Source organism: Meiothermus sp. (assembly GCF_026004075.1).
Taxonomy (GTDB): Bacteria; Deinococcota; Deinococci; order Deinococcales; family Thermaceae; genus Meiothermus.
Genome location: NZ_BPIK01000001.1, coordinates 1,910,394 through 1,924,846 on the forward strand (window position 1 = coordinate 1,910,394; position 14,453 = coordinate 1,924,846).

Here is a 14,453-nt window from a genome sequence, read left to right on the forward strand (position 1 = left end):
ATGGCACAGCCGCCAAGTCGCCACCGTACCCGTTCAAGTGCCTGGGCGTATGGGCGTCGTTCTGGGCCACGGCTTTCGCTGGTTTTGCTCGGACTGGCCTTGCTTACCCTGGCTTTTGCGCTGGCCTATGAACCGCAGATTAATAAGACACGGGCCGGGTTGTTGGGTGAATATCAGAACAGGGGCCTTTCCGAAGAACTTAGCCTGGTGGTAGCAGCCCGCGACACCGAATACTGCGGCTACCATACCGCTTGTGGGCCGGGGCTCCGCACCGACACCATTTTTTACATCCGCTTGCGCGGCTCGGAGGCTACCGTGGTAGCCATTCCCCGCGATTTACGCTACGTTGGCGAAACACCCAAGGGCTACTTCGAGGGCAAAATCAACACCGTCTACGAACGAGGCGGAGCCGAAGGTCTGCGCCTGGCCGTGTCCGAATTGCTAGGCGTACCGGTAGAGCACCACGTGATTTTGACCTTTGAAGCCGTCATGAAGCTGGTGAATGCGGTGGACGGGGTGGATGTGGTGCTGCCCTATCCGATGAAGTACACCGACCGGGCGGCTGGTTTGTACATCGACTTTCCCGCCGGCCCGGTACATCTGGATGGGAAAGACGCTGTCAAATACATGCGCTTTCGCCGCTGGGAGGGCTCCGACCTGGGCCGGCTGGATCGCATCAAGGAAGTGATGGGGCTGGCGCTTCGCAAAGCCCAGAATCCCCGCTACTGGTCGCGCTTGCCGGGGGTCGCCAGTGCGGTGTGGAACTCCCTCGAGACCAGTCTTGCCTCGAGCGAAGCCCTGCGTTTGCTGCCCAACCTGCGTAACCTGACCCTAAAAAGCGCCACCCTACCCACCCTGGAAGAGGGCAACTCTCTGATACCCGATCCGGCCGCCATGCCTTCCTTTGTCGCGGGGCTGCTGGGCCAGACCGCCGATGCCGAGGTGATGGCCCGGCTGGTGCAGGCCGAGGCCCTGGGCCTCAAAACCCTGCTACTCGACCAGAGTGGAACCGGGCAAGGCGAGCGCTACCGGCAGGGCTTTATCGAGATGGGCCTGCCACCGCCCGAAGTGCAGCTTGGAGAGGCAGGGGGCTCGAGCGTGGTCTTGGTACGCAGTGGTGTTTCGGTGGTGGGTCGCGAGTCCCCGGCTTTCGTGCTGGCTAGAGACTACGCCGATCTGCTGCATCTGCCACTGCAAACCCGCATCCGCCTCGAGCCCAGGGGCTACGATGTGATCATCGTGCTAGGGCCAACTTGAAGCGAAGCCCGTTTGACATTCAAGTCTACTCGTCGGGCAGGGGCTCCTCGTCGGGGTCAAGAGCGTAGTACAGCTTGAGCGGGTGCGTCCCCACCACCCGCAACACCTCTCCACACTCCGGGCACTCGACCTCGAGGCCCACCCTGGCATCGGCCACCTCGACCAGCTCACCACAAACCGGACATTTCGAGACCTCTAGGGTTTCCATCTCTCACCTCCCGGAGCTTTTGTCGAATCCGCAACACCCTGCGCACTACCAGCATGGCAGTTCGCAGGGAGGCCGAATGTCCTCTACTCCGTCTTTCTTCCCTATAAACCGCCCCGAGCAACAATTGCGGCATAGGCATTGTACGCCAACCTCAGTCCATCGGAACCGCTGCCGGAACTTTTTAGGTTCCATCACTGCAAAACCGCTATAATCGGCTGTACTCGAGGCCATCCTATGGCAACCGCAACCCTACCCCACACCCATCCGCTGCCGGAGCGCAACCCCGGCACCCCCTTCGACCCCGGCGCCCTCGAGGGCGCACTGGTCAACAAAAGTGCGGTCGAGCGGCGGGCCGCCACCCTGCCCACCCGCCGCACGGTCAAAAAGGAGTGGCAGGCCGCCTGGCTGCTGCACGCCATCCGCACCATCGACCTCACCACCCTCTCGGGCGACGATACCCCCGGCACGGTGCGGCGGCTGTGCGCCAAGGCCCGTCAGCCGGTGCGCCCGGAGCTGCTGCGCGACCTGGGCGTACCCCACCTGCGGCTCACCACCGGGGCGGTGTGTGTCTACCACGAGATGGTGCCCACCGCGGTGGAGGCCCTGGAGGGCTCCGGTATTCCGGTAGCCGCGGTCTCAACCGGGTTTCCAGCGGGCCTCACCCCGCACCGCCTCAAGCTACAGGAGATCGAGGCCTCGGTGGCTGCCGGGGCCAGTGAGATTGATATTGTAATCTCGCGCCGTCACGTTCTGACCGGTAACTGGAAAGCCCTCTACCAGGAGGTGCGCGACTTCCGCGAGGCCTGCGGCCCGGCCCACATGAAAAGCATCCTGGCCGTGGGCGAGCTGGGCACCCTCAAAAACGTCTACAAGGCCAGTATGGTGTGCATGCAGGCCGGCTCGGATTTCATCAAAACCTCCACCGGCAAAGAGGCGGTCAACGCCACCCTGCAAAACAGCCTGGTGATGGTGCGGGCCATCCGGGCTTTTTACGAGCAGACCGGCTACAAGGTGGGCTTCAAGCCCGCCGGGGGCATCCGCACCGCCAAGCAGGCCCTGGACTGGCTCATTCTGATGAAGGAGGAGCTGGGCCACGAGTGGATGCAGCCGCACCTCTTCCGGATTGGGGCCAGCGCCCTGTTGAACGACATCGAACGGCAGCTCGAGCACTTCGCCTACGGTCGCTATGCCTCCATGCAGTACCAGCCGCTGGGCTAGCAGCCTTGCCCCTCGAGCCCAGGAGTCCATCATGACCCTCACTGAACTTATGGAAACCCTCCCCTACGGCCCCGCCCCCGAGGCGGCCCAACCCGCCCTGGACTGGATCCAAGCCCACAAGGGCCGGTTTCAGCTCTTCATTGCAGGCCGGTGGCGCAAGCCGGCCAGCCAGGAATGGTTCACCACCCTCAACCCGGCCAACAGCCAGCCCCTGGCCGAGGTGGCCCAGGCCAGCGCTGCCGACGTGGACGAGGCGGTCAAGGCCGCCCGCAAAGCCTTTGCAAGCTGGAGCCAGACCAAAGGCCACGTGCGGGCCCGCTACCTGTACGCCATGGCCCGCCAGATTCAGAAGCACGCCCGCCTGTTTGCCGTGCTGGAAACCCTGGACAACGGCAAGCCCATCCGCGAGACCCGCGATATTGATATCCCCCTGGTGGCCCGCCATTTCTACTACCACGCGGGCTGGGCCCAGCTCATGGAAAGTGAGCTGGCGGGCTATGGGCCGGTGGGGGTGGTGGGGCAGATTATCCCCTGGAACTTTCCCCTGCTGATGCTGGCCTGGAAGATTGCCCCCGCCCTGGCCATGGGCAATACGGTGGTGCTCAAGCCCGCCGAGTTTACCCCCCTGACCGCGCTTCTGTTCGCCGAAATTTGCCAGCAGATTGGCCTGCCGCCGGGGGTAGTCAACATTATCACCGGCGACGGGAAGACCGGCGCGGCCCTGGTGGAGCACCCTGGGGTGGACAAGATCGCTTTTACCGGCTCGACCGAGGTGGGCCGCCTGATCCGAAAAGCCACCGCCGGCAGCGGCAAAAAGCTCTCCCTCGAGCTCGGGGGCAAGTCGCCTTTTGTGGTCTTCGAGGATGCCGACCTCGACAGCGCGGTGGAGGGCGTGGTGGACGCCATCTGGTTCAACCAGGGCCAGGTCTGCTGCGCGGGCTCGAGGCTTTTGGTACAGGAGAGCATCGCCGAAAAGATGTACGCCAAGCTCCGCGCCCGCATGGAAAAACTGCGGGTGGGCGACCCACTGGACAAGGCGGTGGACATCGGGGCCATCATCGCGCCGGTGCAGTTGCAAAAAATCCAGCGGCTGGTGCAAAAAGGCGTGGAGGAAGGAGCCAGGCTCTGGCAGCCGAGCTGGGCCGTCCCCGCCGAAGGCTGTTTCTACCCCCCCACCCTCTTCACAGACGTCGCCCCGGCTTCCACCATCGCCCAGGAGGAGATTTTCGGGCCGGTGCTGGCCGCTCTCACCTTCCGCACCCCCGAGGAGGCCGTCCGGCTGGCCAACAACACCCGCTACGGCCTGGCTGCCTCCATCTGGAGCGAGGACATCAACCTGGCCCTGGATGTGGCCACCCAGATCAAGGCCGGCACCATCTGGATCAACAGCACCAACCTCTTCGACGCCGCCAGCGGCTTTGGCGGCTACCGCGAGAGCGGTTTTGGACGCGAGGGGGGCAAGGAAGGGCTGTGGGAGTACGTCAAGAAAACCGCCAGAGCGCCAAAGGCAAAAGCGGTGGCCGGGAAAACCAGGGCCGCACAGCCGGTAGCTGCTGTGCCCCCCATTGACCGCACCGCCAAACTCTTTATCGGCGGGAAGCAGGTGCGCCCCGACAGCGGCTACAGCAAGGTAGTCTACGACCCCGATGGGCACCCCATCGGCGAGGTGGGGCTGGGCAACCGCAAGGATATCCGCAACGCGGTGGAGGCCGCTCGAGGGGCCTTTGAGAGCTGGCGCAAAACCAGCGGCCACAACAAAGCCCAGATCCTGTACTTCCTGGCCGAGAACCTTTCCGAGCGGGCCGAGGAGTTCGCCCGGCGCATCGCACAGCAGACCGGGCAGGACGGCGCCGCCGAGGTCGAGGCGGCCCTCGAGGCCCTCTTCACCGCCGCGGCCTGGGCCGATAAGTACGAGGGCGTGGTGCACAACACCCCCATCCGCAACGTGACCCTGGCCGTCCCGGAGCCCATCGGCGTGATGGGCATCCTCTGCCCCGACGACCAGCCCCTCCTGGCCCTGGCCCGGCTGGCCGGAACCGCCCTGGCCATGGGCAACACCCTGGTGGTGGTGCCCTCTCCCCTGGCCCCCCTCACGGCCACCGACTTCTACCAGGTGCTGGAGACCTCCGACATCCCCGCCGGAACCTTTAACCTCGTGACCGGCGAGCGCGACGACCTGGCCAAGACCCTGGCCGAGCACGACGACGTAGACGCCCTCTGGTATGCCGGCCCCCAGGCCGGCTGGGCCCTGGTAGAAAAGGCCAGCGCCAGCAACATGAAGCGCACCTGGACGCTACCCGCCAGCGGCCCCCTGCCCGACTTCGACGAAATACTCAGGCAGGCCACCCAGGTTAAGAACATCTGGGTTCCTTATGGGGCCTAAAGTGAAGATTCGTAGTGTTGCAATTGGGGCCACAAGGTTAAGCGGGCGGTGCCCATAAGCAAGGCCAGCTTGAACCAGTCCCACTGGGTGTAGGGAGCCAAAAAAGGGCCGGGGCGGGCTCCCTTGGCAAATCGTTTTCGGTCGGCCTCGAGGCTTGGCAGACCCAGCCGCTTGCGCTCGAGCGCCACCACCTCGAGGGGTTCTGAGGGCCACTCACCCAAACCCACCCCAAAGGTGGCAAACAGGGTGGGCTTGCCCTCGAGGGCCCTCGCCCGATCCACAATATGGGCATAGGCCCGAGGGTCGGCCTCGTGCTTTTCTGCCGCCAGCCGCATCTGGCTCAAGGCTATCTGCCGTAGGCGAGGCTCATGGTCGGCATGCGCCAGTAAAGCAGCCGCTGCAAAAGCCCCCGCCGCCCCTACCGCCCGCCTACCAGGCCATCCCCATTGAATCGCCTCCCAAAGCAAATGGGTATAGGCGTCCACCACCAACAAGTAGCGTCGCACCAAGACGGGCTGGGGCTCTGGGAATCTTCGTAGGCCAGCTTGAAAGACAAACATCGCCGGCACACCCGCCGCTGCCGCCTCTTGCTCGGCAGCTTTCATTTGAACCGCAAAACCGGGCATACTAAGCTTTGCCCTTTCGATAGCGAGCATACAATCTTGCTCAGCAAAAAATAAATGTAGTAGACTCCTCCGCAGCCTCCAATTCATGTCTAGTACACCCCCAAACCTCCAAATTCGCAGCATGAAACCATTAGTTCTAGCTGTATGCCTTATCGTTGATTTTTCCTCATCCTGAGGTTCTTATGGGAAGCACGAATAGGTTTTCATATGAAATCCTTTTGATTCATTCCCCTAACATCCCCCCGGCCACCAGTGAAATAGGGTGTAGCTCTGGATAAGCGCGGGCTGGGTTTGTAGGTAAGCGCACCGGGCTTCCACCTTGGCCCACAGCTCCTCTTCATCCTGCACCTGCCCATTGGCCACGACCGCGTCAATGAGCCCCCAGACTCGTTCTACCGGCTGCAACTCGGGCGAGTAGGGTGGCAGATAACACAGCCCCAGGCCCTTGGCTGGCTCCACCCGCCCCGAGGTGTGCCAGCCAGCCTGATCCAGCACCACCAGTACCAGCTTGCCCGCCCCCGCCCCCCGTAGCCGGGCAAAGGCCTCCAACACCAACTGGAACCCCTCCACCGAGACCGAGGGCAGCAGCCAGTACTCGCTTTCCCCCGTACCCGGTCTTATGAAGGCGTACACATACAGCCAGCGATAGCGGGGCCGCTCCTGCGCTAGCGGCGTCCTCCCTCGCAAGGCCCATACCCGTCGGCGGATGGGCTTCAGCCCTATTCGGCGCTCATCAAAGCCCCACACCTCCAACTCCAGTTCAGGAAAGAGCAACCTGAACAGGAAAACCATCAGAAAGAGCTTTTTTTGAAAGCCTCCTGCCGCTTCGCATCCGCCTCCCGGTGGCGCGGCCGGGGGCGCAGCGGGGCCAGGCCCAGGCGACGCATCCAGTACCAGGCCCGCCGCCCATCCACCGGACGTCCCAGCCTTTCAGCCAGCCACTCCGCAGCGTTGCGTATGCTCCAAAGCCCGTCCCTGGGATGGGGCTGGAGGAGGGCCTGGCGGAAGCCCTCCTGGAGTTCGGGCGGTACGAGGGGGGCCCGGCCTTTGTTCTCGTGCCGCAGATTCTTCATGGGCAGGCCCTGATTGTAGCGGTGGATTACCTGACGCACCCAGCGATCGGTATAGCCCAGATTCCTGGCTACCTCGGGGATGCTCTGACCCCTGGCCAGCAGCCAGAGAGCGTGCCAGCGGGCGCGTTCGGTGTGGTCTTGGGACTCCCGGTAGAGGGCGTGGAGGTTATCCGGATGGTGTCGCAGTTGGAGTTCCAACCGGGGGCGGCGCTGATGTTGGGCCAGTTGCATGGCTCCATTTTAGTGGAAAGAGTCTTGAAGATTTCTTATCAAACAGGAAAACGCTATTTGCTGCTACGGGCTAAGGGGCGAAGCCTCTAGCCAAATTATAGGGCCATCTTCTCGGAATCAGAGCGATCGCCATGACCAAGAAGAGAGCACCGCCCGTAAGCGAACCATCGTGGTCTCATACGCATTCCGGCAGTATCGTTCACTTCTGAAAGCCTAAACGATACTGCCGGAATGCACTTCTACTCCCTTCGGTCGGCTTAAATCCTTCACCTTTGACTACGCATGGCGGTAAAGAATTCAAGCGGAAACGGTATCACAAACCATTGAAGGGACAAGGAGATCGCCTTTACAGAGCGCAGCGCACCCCGTTTGGTGGGGGCGGACTATCTACATTCAGTACACTGCCTGCTAACCTGGTACTAGCGTTTATCTGGCACCACAATCCGCCCGGCCACAATGGCCTGGCGGATGGCGTTCACTTCGCGGCGCAGGCTTTCGGGCAAGAGCGCCTGGTTGTAGGCATCCAGCGCATAGCCCAGGCCGTTTTCCCTGAGCCCCAGGCTGATCAGGCCGCCCTGGAAGGTGTTGCGGGCCACCGATTCCACCGCGCGCTGGGCTGCCACATCCACCCGCTTGAGCATGCAGGTGAGGGCGTGGTTGAGGGTAGCGGGGTTGTTGTCGGTATCGCCCAAAAAGTTCAGGTTGCCGTCGCCCCCGATGAAGAACATCGGTCGGGTATCCCCGGCGCACTCCCGGGTGTAAGCCCCTCAGGGCGACAACTGAGCCCCCTCCCATCGCAAAAGCCACTCCTTAACGCCCTCCCGCCCGGCAAAACCCCCCAGCCGCCCATCGGCATGAATCACGCGCTGCGCCGGAACCACCAGGAAAAACGGACAGGCCCGCATACCCGCTCCCGCTGCCCGAGGCGTGAGGCCACACAAGCGCCCCATCTGGGCGTAGCTGCGGGTCTGGCCGAGGGGAATGCGCCGCACTGCTTCGTATAGTGCGACCCGGCGGGCCTCGAGGCCGCCGTAATCCAGGGGTACTTCCAAAAAAGTTTCACCTTTACCGGTAAAGTAGGCCTCTACCCGCCGGGCCAGGTCGTTGAGCAGGGCGTTGGGACGTTCGGGAAAGCCCTCCCCCAAAACCAGCAGCTCCACCGACAGCAGCCCCTGGGCACCAGCTTTGGCGTAGAGCGGACCAATGGGGGTAGGAATCAGCAGGCTATACATGGACTTGCTCTAGCCCCGTGCAGCTTTTACAGGCTTGCCGGTTTCTCTAGCCAAGGCACCTTCCAGCATCAGGTTAAGGAATTTGGTCATCTCATCCTTGAGTTGTCGGCCCGGTGTATAGGCGGCCCAGCGCAAAGCCGAGAGCAGGTACACGTCGGCGATTGAACGGGAGATGCGCTCGAGCGACATATCTTTTCGTAGCTGGCCTTCCTTTTTTAGGGGGCTTAGAATTTCCGCGATCAAGTCGCCCAGGGGCAGGGCTTCAAAGGCGGCCTTGGCCCGCTCAGGATCCGGGTTCAAAAGCTCATAGGCTAGCGGTGAGAGCAAAACCCGCTCCCGCTCACTAACCTCGGCCAGGCGGCTCCATAGCCGGCGCAACACCTCGAGCGGCGGCACACCTTGGCTTAGCTCGGACAGGGCCTGCTCGCGCAGCTCGCCCAGCAATTGTGCCCCAAAGTCGAGTAGAACGGCTTCCTTATAAGCATAGTAGTTGAAAAAAGTGCCCCTTGAAACGTGCGAGGCTTTGGCAATATCGGTGGCTGTGGTCTGGTGGAACCCCTTCTCACGAAAAAGGTTGATGGCGGTACGGAAAATGCGGTCTCGACGGCGCTGTTTCTGCCTTTCCCGAAGCGTGAGCATGAAGAGATTGTACCCGAGTCCAATAAGTTGCGCTAGTCAGCTCAGGCTGAGAATATCTCTTTCCAGGGCATATGGTAAAGCCCAGTGGAGTAGTTTCAAACAAAGCCCCGCCAAGGCAAACCGATAAAACTTCCGTTGCGTTGTACAGTAAACATTTGTTATGCGTCGTCGTTCCCAATTCAGCCTGCTGTGGGCCATATGGAACCTATTCCAACCCAAAGCAAGCCGCAGCCGAGGCCGCCGCAGGGGTGACCAAATATGGCTGTTTCTGCTGTTTTTGGGGGTGGTGGGCTATCTGGTCTGGGATGCCTACCTTCGCCCAATTCCACCAGTGTACAAAGCTTCCGGCGGCCTCGAGCTGTACTTTGCTCCCGAGCAGGGGCGTGCGGCCAAGGGTCGCCTGATTGGTCTGATCGGTGCTGCCCAAAACCGTATTGAGGTAGCCGCGCTCGAGCTCGAAGACCGCGAAATTGGGCAGGCGCTGGTACAGGCCGCGGCCAGAGGTGTGCGGGTGCGGATGCTCAACGATAGCGACTACCGTCGCGAAACCCACGAAAGCCTGGGCGTAAGCAGCAGCAGCCCGGCCCGCTGCGAAACCCTACAGCGGATACAGGTCTGCTACGACAGCCGCCCCAACGCCCTGATGCACCACAAGTTTGTAGTGGTGGACGACCTGGGGGTCTGGACGGGCAGCACCAACCTGACCTGGAACGCCTTTGAGCGCAACAACGAAAATAGCCTGTGGCTGCCGGTGCCGGGCCTGGTGCAGGTCTACCGGGCCGAGTTCGAGGCCCTGTTCGCGGGTCAGGAAAATGGGCTGGGTCGTTCTGCACGCTTCCAGATTGGGAGCACCCTGGGCGCGGTTTACTTTAGCCCCGCAGGTGGACAAAAAGCCCGCAACGCCATCCTCGAGCTGCTGGGACGGGCTCAGCGGGAAATTTGGGTGGCCGCTTATGTTCTGACCGATACCCGCATTGTAGAGGCTCTGGTAAAAGCCCATCGGCGCGGGGTGCGGGTTCGGGTCGTCATCGACACGCGCAACCTGGAGAACTCGCGGGACGAGACCCTGAAGCAGGCCGGGGTGGATGTGCGCAAAGACGGCAACCCCTACACCATGCACCACAAGGTAATGGTGGTGGACGGTGAGTGGGTGATTACGGGCAGCTACAATTTCACCAATTCCGGGTTCGGCCGCAACAACGAAAACCTGCTAATTTTGCGGGACAGCGCACTGGCCCAGCGCTATCAGCGCGAGGTGGAAAGCATCTGGCGGGCAGGCAGACGTTTATGAAGAACCTTCCTACCCTGATCCTGGCCTCGCAAAGCCCGCGCAGGGCCGAGCTGTTGCAGCGGCTGGCCCTGCCCTTTGAAGCGCGCCCTGCCGACATTGACGAAGAAACCTTGGGGCACCTCGAGCCCGCCCAGATGGCCCTGGAGCTGGCTACCCAGAAAGCCCAGGCCGTCTGGCAGCCCGGGCAGTGGGTGCTGGCGGCCGATACCGTGGTGGCGCTGGAGGATGAAACCCTGGGCAAGCCCCGCAACCCCCAGGAGAACCGGCGATTCTTGCAGCAGCTCTCGGGGCGGCAGCACACGGTGTACACCGGCTTTGCCATTCTCAAACCAGGCGGAGGCCTGCACCGTGAGGTGGCCCTGGCGCAGGTCACCTTCCGCCCGCTACAGGCCTGGGAGCTCGAGTGGTATGTTCAAAGCGGCGAGGGGCTGGACAAAGCCGGAGGCTACGGCGCACAGGGGCTGGGCATGGTGCTGCTAGAGCGCATCGAGGGCGACTTTTACACCGTGATGGGCTTACCCGTGAGCCGGGTCTGGCAGCGGTTGTACGAGCTGGGCTATTTTGGCCTCGAGCCCCATCTGCCAGACCCAAAGGAGCTGTAAGCCTCCCCTACCCCAGGCGGGCCAGGTTTTGCCGGATGCGCTCGAGCTGGGCCTGGTTCTCGGCCAGCCGCTCCCGCTCGGCCTGCACGATGGCCGGGTCGGCCCGCTCCACAAAACCTGGGTTGGCGAGTTTTTTCTGCCCCTGCTCAACCTGCTTCTCCAGCTCGAGCAGCCGCTTGCGCTGGCGCTCCAGGAAGCTCGACAGGTCGCCTTCGGGCTTGAGGTAGACGGTGGTGTTAGCGGTCACCTGGGCGATGGCTTTTTCGGGGCTACCTATAGAGGCCTGGGCTTTGCTAAGGAAGCGGAATAGCGCCAGGTTCTCCATCACCAGCGCGGCCCCCGGCCCATCCAGATGCACCGCGACTTCCTGCTGGGGCGGGATGCCCAGCTCAGCCCGCAGGTTGCGGGTGGCGGTGATGGTGGCCTGCAGGGTTTCGAAGGCTTTTTCGGCCTCGAGGTCGCGCGCACCGGCCTGGGGCCAGTCCTGCAGGGCTAGCTGGGTGGTATCACCGGTGAGGGCCTCGTACAGCTCCGAGGTGATGAAGGGCATGATGGGGTGCAGCAGTTTGAGCAGGGCCGCCAGGGTAGATTCCAGGGTGTGCAGGGTGGCCTGGTTACCCTCGCGCAGCGCGGGCTTGGCAGCCTCCAGGTACCAGTCGCAAAACTCGCTCCACACCAGCTCGTAGACCAGCCGGGCGGCCCGGCCCAGGTCGAAGGCCTCGTAGGCCTCAGTAATCTCGGCGATGCCCCGGTTCAGGCGCGAAACCATCCAGCGGTCGGCCAGGGTGGGGGTGGCCGGGGCGCTGGAGAGGCCCGCCTGCCTGTTCATCAGCACGAAGCGGGCGGCGTTGTAGAGCTTGTTGGCAAAGTTACGCCCCTGCTCGTAGCGCCGCTCGTCGTGGCGGATGTCCTGCCCGCCCGTAGCCAGATAATCCCAGGCAAAGCGGCAGGCGTCGGCCCCGTATTTATCAATCAGCTCGAGGGGGTCAATGCCGTTGCCCTTGCTTTTGGACATCTTCTGGCCCTTGGCGTCCAGGTACAGCCCGTGCAGCACGATGGTGTGGAAGGGGGCCCGACCGGTGAACTGGTAGCCCGACATCTGCATACGGGCCACCCAGAAGAAGATGATGTCGTAGCCCGTCACCAGCACGTCGGTGGGGTAGTACTTCTTCAGGTCGGGGGTGGCATCGGGCCAGCCCAGGGTGGAAAAAGGCCACAGCGCCGAAGAGAACCAGGTATCGAAAACGTCCTCGTCGCGCCGCAGCTTGAGGTGGGCGTAGCGGGGATCCTGATCGCAGTCGAGGTCGGGGTTGTCCGGGTCGGGCACGTAGATGTTGCCCTCCTCGTCGTACCAGGCCGGAATCTGATGGCCCCACCAGAGCTGCCGGGCGATGGCCCAGTCCTTGATGTTTTCCAGCCAGTCGCGGTTGACCTTCTCCCAGCGCTCGGGCACGAAGCGCATCTCGCCTCTATCCAGGCCTTCCAGCACCTTTTGGGCCACCGGCTTCATCCGCACGAACCACTGCTCGAGCAGGAGGGGCTCCACCGGGGCCTTGGTGCGGTCGGAGTAGCCCAGGGCGATGGTGTAGTCGCGGACTTCCCGCAGATGCCCGGCTTCTTCCAGCGCCTGCACCACCCGCCGGCGGGCCTCGAAGCGCTCCAAACCCCGGAACGGCTCGGGCACCAGCTCACCCGCGAGGCAGCCCTTCAGGTCAATTACGCTAGGCATCTCCAGGTGGTGCCGGCTGCCGATCTCGAAGTCGGTGGGGTCGTGGGCCGGGGTAATCTTCAGGGCCCCGGTGCCAAAGTCCATCAGCACCGCTTCATCGGCGATGATGGGAATGTACCGCTCGGTGAGGGGGATGCGGGCCTTCTGCCCAATTAAGTGCCGGTAGCGCTCGTCGGCGGGGTTCACCGCGACGGCCACATCGGCAAAGATGGTCTCGGGGCGCACCGTGGCAATCTGAATCTCGCCGCCCCCTGCCAGGGGGTAGGCCAGGGTGTAGAGCTTGCCGGGGGTGGGCTCGACGTTGACCTCGAGGTCGCTCACCACCGTCTGGGCCACCGGATCCCAGTTCACAATGCGCTTGCCCCGGTAGGCCAGCCCCTGGTGGTAGTACTCGATGAAGGCCCGCCGCACCGCGCGGGAGAGCCCTTCGTCCATGGTGAAGCGCTCGCGGCTCCAGTCGCACGAAGCCCCAATGCGCCGGAGCTGATGCAGGATGGCGCCACCGTTTTTCTCCTTGAAAGCCCAGACCCGCTGCAAAAACTTCTCCCGGCCCAGGTCGTGGCGGGTTAGCCCCTCCTGGGCCAGTTCTTTTTCCACCAGCACCTGGGTGGTGATGCCGGCATGGTCGGTGCCGGGCAGGTACAGGGCCTCGTAGCCCTGCATGCGCTTGAAGCGGATGATGGTATCGATGATGGTGTTGTCCAGCGCGTGACCCAGGTGCAGGTTGCCGGTCACGTTGGGCGGTGGGATCACGATGGTGAAAGGCCCCTTGCCCTTGTGGGCGTTGAGTTCGGGCTTGAGGGGGTTCTGGGCCCATTCCAGGGCCCAGCGGGGCTCCACTGCCTGGGGGTCGTAGGTTTTGGGTAGTTCCTTAGGTTCGGTCATGGCTTCTCCTCGGTGACAGGTAATAACGCTTTTCTTTGTCCTCAAAGCTGGCTTCCTCGTAGGCCACCCCAATCACTTCGGTGTTTTCATCGAAGGTGTGGCTCCAGAAACCCACGGTCAGGCGGTTGCCCTCGAGGCTCACCATACCCACCGCAATTTCCTCCCAATCCTGCTCTTCCTCCTCTTGTTCAAAGTCTTCGTCGTCCTCCAGAAGGTCGAGGGGCTCGAGGTCGTCTTCATTCAGGTCGTCCAGGTCCTCCGGGTCGTCCTCATCGAGCAGCTCGAGGTCTATTGCGCTAAGAGTGCAGACCTGGCCCACCAGGCTGCGGATGGGGTTGTTGGGCCGGCCGAAGCGGGTGCTGAACTCCGATCGGAAAGGGGTGTAATCAATGCTGGCAACCAGCAGGTAGTCGCCCAGCTCCCATTTGCACGAAAGCAAGGGGGGTAGCGGTTTGTCCCGGTCGGGGTCGTAGTCGGGCGGGGGGGTGGCGATGGGGGTATTGAGCAACTCGATGACCATCTGCTTGCGGACTTTACCACTGACCTCAATGGGCGCACGTCGGCCCAGCAAGTCTTCCATGTTCCAGTGCTTGAGGCGGGACTTCAGGGTGGCCAGGGCCTCCTCGAGGCTATCTACAATTCGCATGGAATCGCCGCGCTGAAGAAAGTACCAGCCGGGGTACTCCTCCGACTCTGTGGCCGGTATTTCCTCCCCTAGCAGCTTGAGGGACTGTGGCTCCCGGCTGAACCAGTAAAGGCCGGGTTCATAATGGGGCTCGAGCTGCCATTCCTTGGGAATATCGTTCATAGCACCTCCCTAACGTGGCCGGGAAAAAAGAGATGGCTCCATAAAACAAGAAGCGCGTGCGATCGGTTTCTCGAGGTCGTCAGGATAGAACCCGAACACCGTCCACCTTGATGCTGGCCTACAGCCTGTCCGCTGCTCCCTCATCCTCACCCTGCCCTATAAACAAAAACGCCCCTGCAGGCTTTGCTGCACGGACGAGGAAAACCCCGCGGTACCACCGCGCTTCCTGAAGTACTGGTAGGAACTTCAGGCACTCAGATGTGCTGTGACG

14 protein-coding genes are annotated in these 14,453 nt (G+C 62.7%); 5 read left to right on the forward strand and 9 right to left on the reverse strand.

The genetic code is table 11. From position 1 onward, the window contains the following. A complete protein-coding gene (locus tag Q0X18_RS09215) occupies positions 1-1,257 on the forward strand; it encodes an LCP family protein (RefSeq protein ID WP_297561362.1) in 1,257 nt (418 codons plus the stop codon). A gap of 25 nt (positions 1,258-1,282) precedes the next feature. Here the strand turns inward: Q0X18_RS09215 and Q0X18_RS09220 are convergent, their stop codons facing one another. Beyond that, positions 1,283-1,465 carry a hypothetical protein gene (locus Q0X18_RS09220; protein WP_297561369.1) on the reverse strand — a complete coding sequence of 61 codons (183 nt, stop codon included), beginning with the start codon at positions 1,463-1,465 and terminating at the stop codon, positions 1,283-1,285. A 234-nt stretch (positions 1,466-1,699) separates the two neighbouring features. Here Q0X18_RS09220 and deoC point away from each other — a divergent pair, with 234 nt between their 5' ends. Beyond that, on the forward strand, positions 1,700-2,683 hold the full coding sequence (deoC, locus tag Q0X18_RS09225; protein WP_297561372.1) for a deoxyribose-phosphate aldolase: 984 nt from the start codon (positions 1,700-1,702) through the stop codon (positions 2,681-2,683). A gap of 31 nt (positions 2,684-2,714) precedes the next feature. Next, positions 2,715-5,066, forward strand: coding sequence for an aldehyde dehydrogenase family protein (locus tag Q0X18_RS09230; RefSeq protein WP_297561375.1), 2,352 nt, complete (start codon positions 2,715-2,717; stop codon positions 5,064-5,066). Here Q0X18_RS09230 and Q0X18_RS09235 read toward each other — a convergent pair. The 6 genes from Q0X18_RS09235 to Q0X18_RS09260 all read right to left on the reverse strand — a co-directional run bounded on the left by Q0X18_RS09235 (position 5,063) and on the right by Q0X18_RS09260 (position 8,867). Then, positions 5,063-5,671, reverse strand: coding sequence for a hypothetical protein (locus tag Q0X18_RS09235; protein WP_297561378.1), 609 nt, complete (start codon positions 5,669-5,671; stop codon positions 5,063-5,065). The two genes, Q0X18_RS09230 and Q0X18_RS09235, sit on opposite strands and share 4 nt — an antisense overlap. 252 nt (positions 5,672-5,923) lie before the next feature. Next, the gene (locus Q0X18_RS09240) at positions 5,924-6,484 is read right to left on the reverse strand and encodes an IS630 family transposase (RefSeq protein ID WP_297557198.1); all 561 of its coding nucleotides are present in this window, start codon (positions 6,482-6,484) and stop codon (positions 5,924-5,926) included. After that, entirely contained in the window at positions 6,484-6,996 is a 513-nt protein-coding gene (locus Q0X18_RS09245; protein ID WP_119361502.1) for a winged helix-turn-helix domain-containing protein, read from the reverse strand. Before Q0X18_RS09245 ends, Q0X18_RS09240 begins: the two co-directional genes overlap by 1 nt. Before the next feature lie 419 nt (positions 6,997-7,415). Continuing rightward, positions 7,416-7,724 carry a BMP family protein gene (locus Q0X18_RS09250; RefSeq protein WP_297561380.1) on the reverse strand — a complete coding sequence of 103 codons (309 nt, stop codon included), beginning with the start codon at positions 7,722-7,724 and terminating at the stop codon, positions 7,416-7,418. A gap of 39 nt (positions 7,725-7,763) precedes the next feature. Then, entirely contained in the window at positions 7,764-8,228 is a 465-nt protein-coding gene (locus Q0X18_RS09255) for a methylated-DNA--[protein]-cysteine S-methyltransferase (RefSeq protein ID WP_297561382.1), read from the reverse strand. A gap of 9 nt (positions 8,229-8,237) precedes the next feature. Next, the gene (locus Q0X18_RS09260) at positions 8,238-8,867 is read right to left on the reverse strand and encodes a TetR/AcrR family transcriptional regulator (RefSeq protein ID WP_297561384.1); all 630 of its coding nucleotides are present in this window, start codon (positions 8,865-8,867) and stop codon (positions 8,238-8,240) included. Between the two features lie 196 nt (positions 8,868-9,063). On the opposite strand from Q0X18_RS09260, the gene Q0X18_RS09265 reads away from it, so the two are divergent. Next, on the forward strand, positions 9,064-10,158 hold the full coding sequence (locus Q0X18_RS09265; RefSeq protein WP_374707528.1) for a phospholipase D-like domain-containing protein: 1,095 nt from the start codon (positions 9,064-9,066) through the stop codon (positions 10,156-10,158). Next, the gene (locus Q0X18_RS09270; RefSeq protein ID WP_297561396.1) at positions 10,155-10,760 is read left to right on the forward strand and encodes a nucleoside triphosphate pyrophosphatase; all 606 of its coding nucleotides are present in this window, start codon (positions 10,155-10,157) and stop codon (positions 10,758-10,760) included. The genes Q0X18_RS09265 and Q0X18_RS09270 overlap by 4 nt, the downstream gene beginning before the upstream one ends. Positions 10,761-10,767: 7 nt before the next feature. On the opposite strand, the gene Q0X18_RS09275 is transcribed toward Q0X18_RS09270, so the two are convergent. Beyond that, complete coding sequence (locus tag Q0X18_RS09275; RefSeq protein WP_297561398.1) at positions 10,768-13,374, reverse strand: valine--tRNA ligase; 2,607 nt, start codon at positions 13,372-13,374, stop codon at positions 10,768-10,770. Then, a complete protein-coding gene (locus Q0X18_RS09280; RefSeq protein ID WP_297561400.1) occupies positions 13,361-14,182 on the reverse strand; it encodes a hypothetical protein in 822 nt (273 codons plus the stop codon). Before Q0X18_RS09280 ends, Q0X18_RS09275 begins: the two co-directional genes overlap by 14 nt. Between the last annotated feature and the right edge of the window lie 271 nt (positions 14,183-14,453).

Coding starts and splice junctions, on each gene's coding strand:
- Q0X18_RS09215 (WP_297561362.1), top strand. CDS start 1: ATGGCACAGCCGCCAAGTCGCCACCGTACCCGTTCAAGTGCCTGGGCG.
- Q0X18_RS09220 (WP_297561369.1), bottom strand. CDS start 1,465: ATGGAAACCCTAGAGGTCTCGAAATGTCCGGTTTGTGGTGAGCTGGTC.
- deoC (WP_297561372.1), top strand. CDS start 1,700: ATGGCAACCGCAACCCTACCCCACACCCATCCGCTGCCGGAGCGCAAC.
- Q0X18_RS09230 (WP_297561375.1), top strand. CDS start 2,715: ATGACCCTCACTGAACTTATGGAAACCCTCCCCTACGGCCCCGCCCCC.
- Q0X18_RS09235 (WP_297561378.1), bottom strand. CDS start 5,671: ATGAAAGCTGCCGAGCAAGAGGCGGCAGCGGCGGGTGTGCCGGCGATG.
- Q0X18_RS09240 (WP_297557198.1), bottom strand. CDS start 6,484: ATGGTTTTCCTGTTCAGGTTGCTCTTTCCTGAACTGGAGTTGGAGGTG.
- Q0X18_RS09245 (WP_119361502.1), bottom strand. CDS start 6,996: ATGCAACTGGCCCAACATCAGCGCCGCCCCCGGTTGGAACTCCAACTG.
- Q0X18_RS09250 (WP_297561380.1), bottom strand. CDS start 7,724: ATGTTCTTCATCGGGGGCGACGGCAACCTGAACTTTTTGGGCGATACC.
- Q0X18_RS09255 (WP_297561382.1), bottom strand. CDS start 8,228: ATGTATAGCCTGCTGATTCCTACCCCCATTGGTCCGCTCTACGCCAAA.
- Q0X18_RS09260 (WP_297561384.1), bottom strand. CDS start 8,867: ATGCTCACGCTTCGGGAAAGGCAGAAACAGCGCCGTCGAGACCGCATT.
- Q0X18_RS09270 (WP_297561396.1), top strand. CDS start 10,155: ATGAAGAACCTTCCTACCCTGATCCTGGCCTCGCAAAGCCCGCGCAGG.
- Q0X18_RS09275 (WP_297561398.1), bottom strand. CDS start 13,374: ATGACCGAACCTAAGGAACTACCCAAAACCTACGACCCCCAGGCAGTG.
- Q0X18_RS09280 (WP_297561400.1), bottom strand. CDS start 14,182: ATGAACGATATTCCCAAGGAATGGCAGCTCGAGCCCCATTATGAACCC.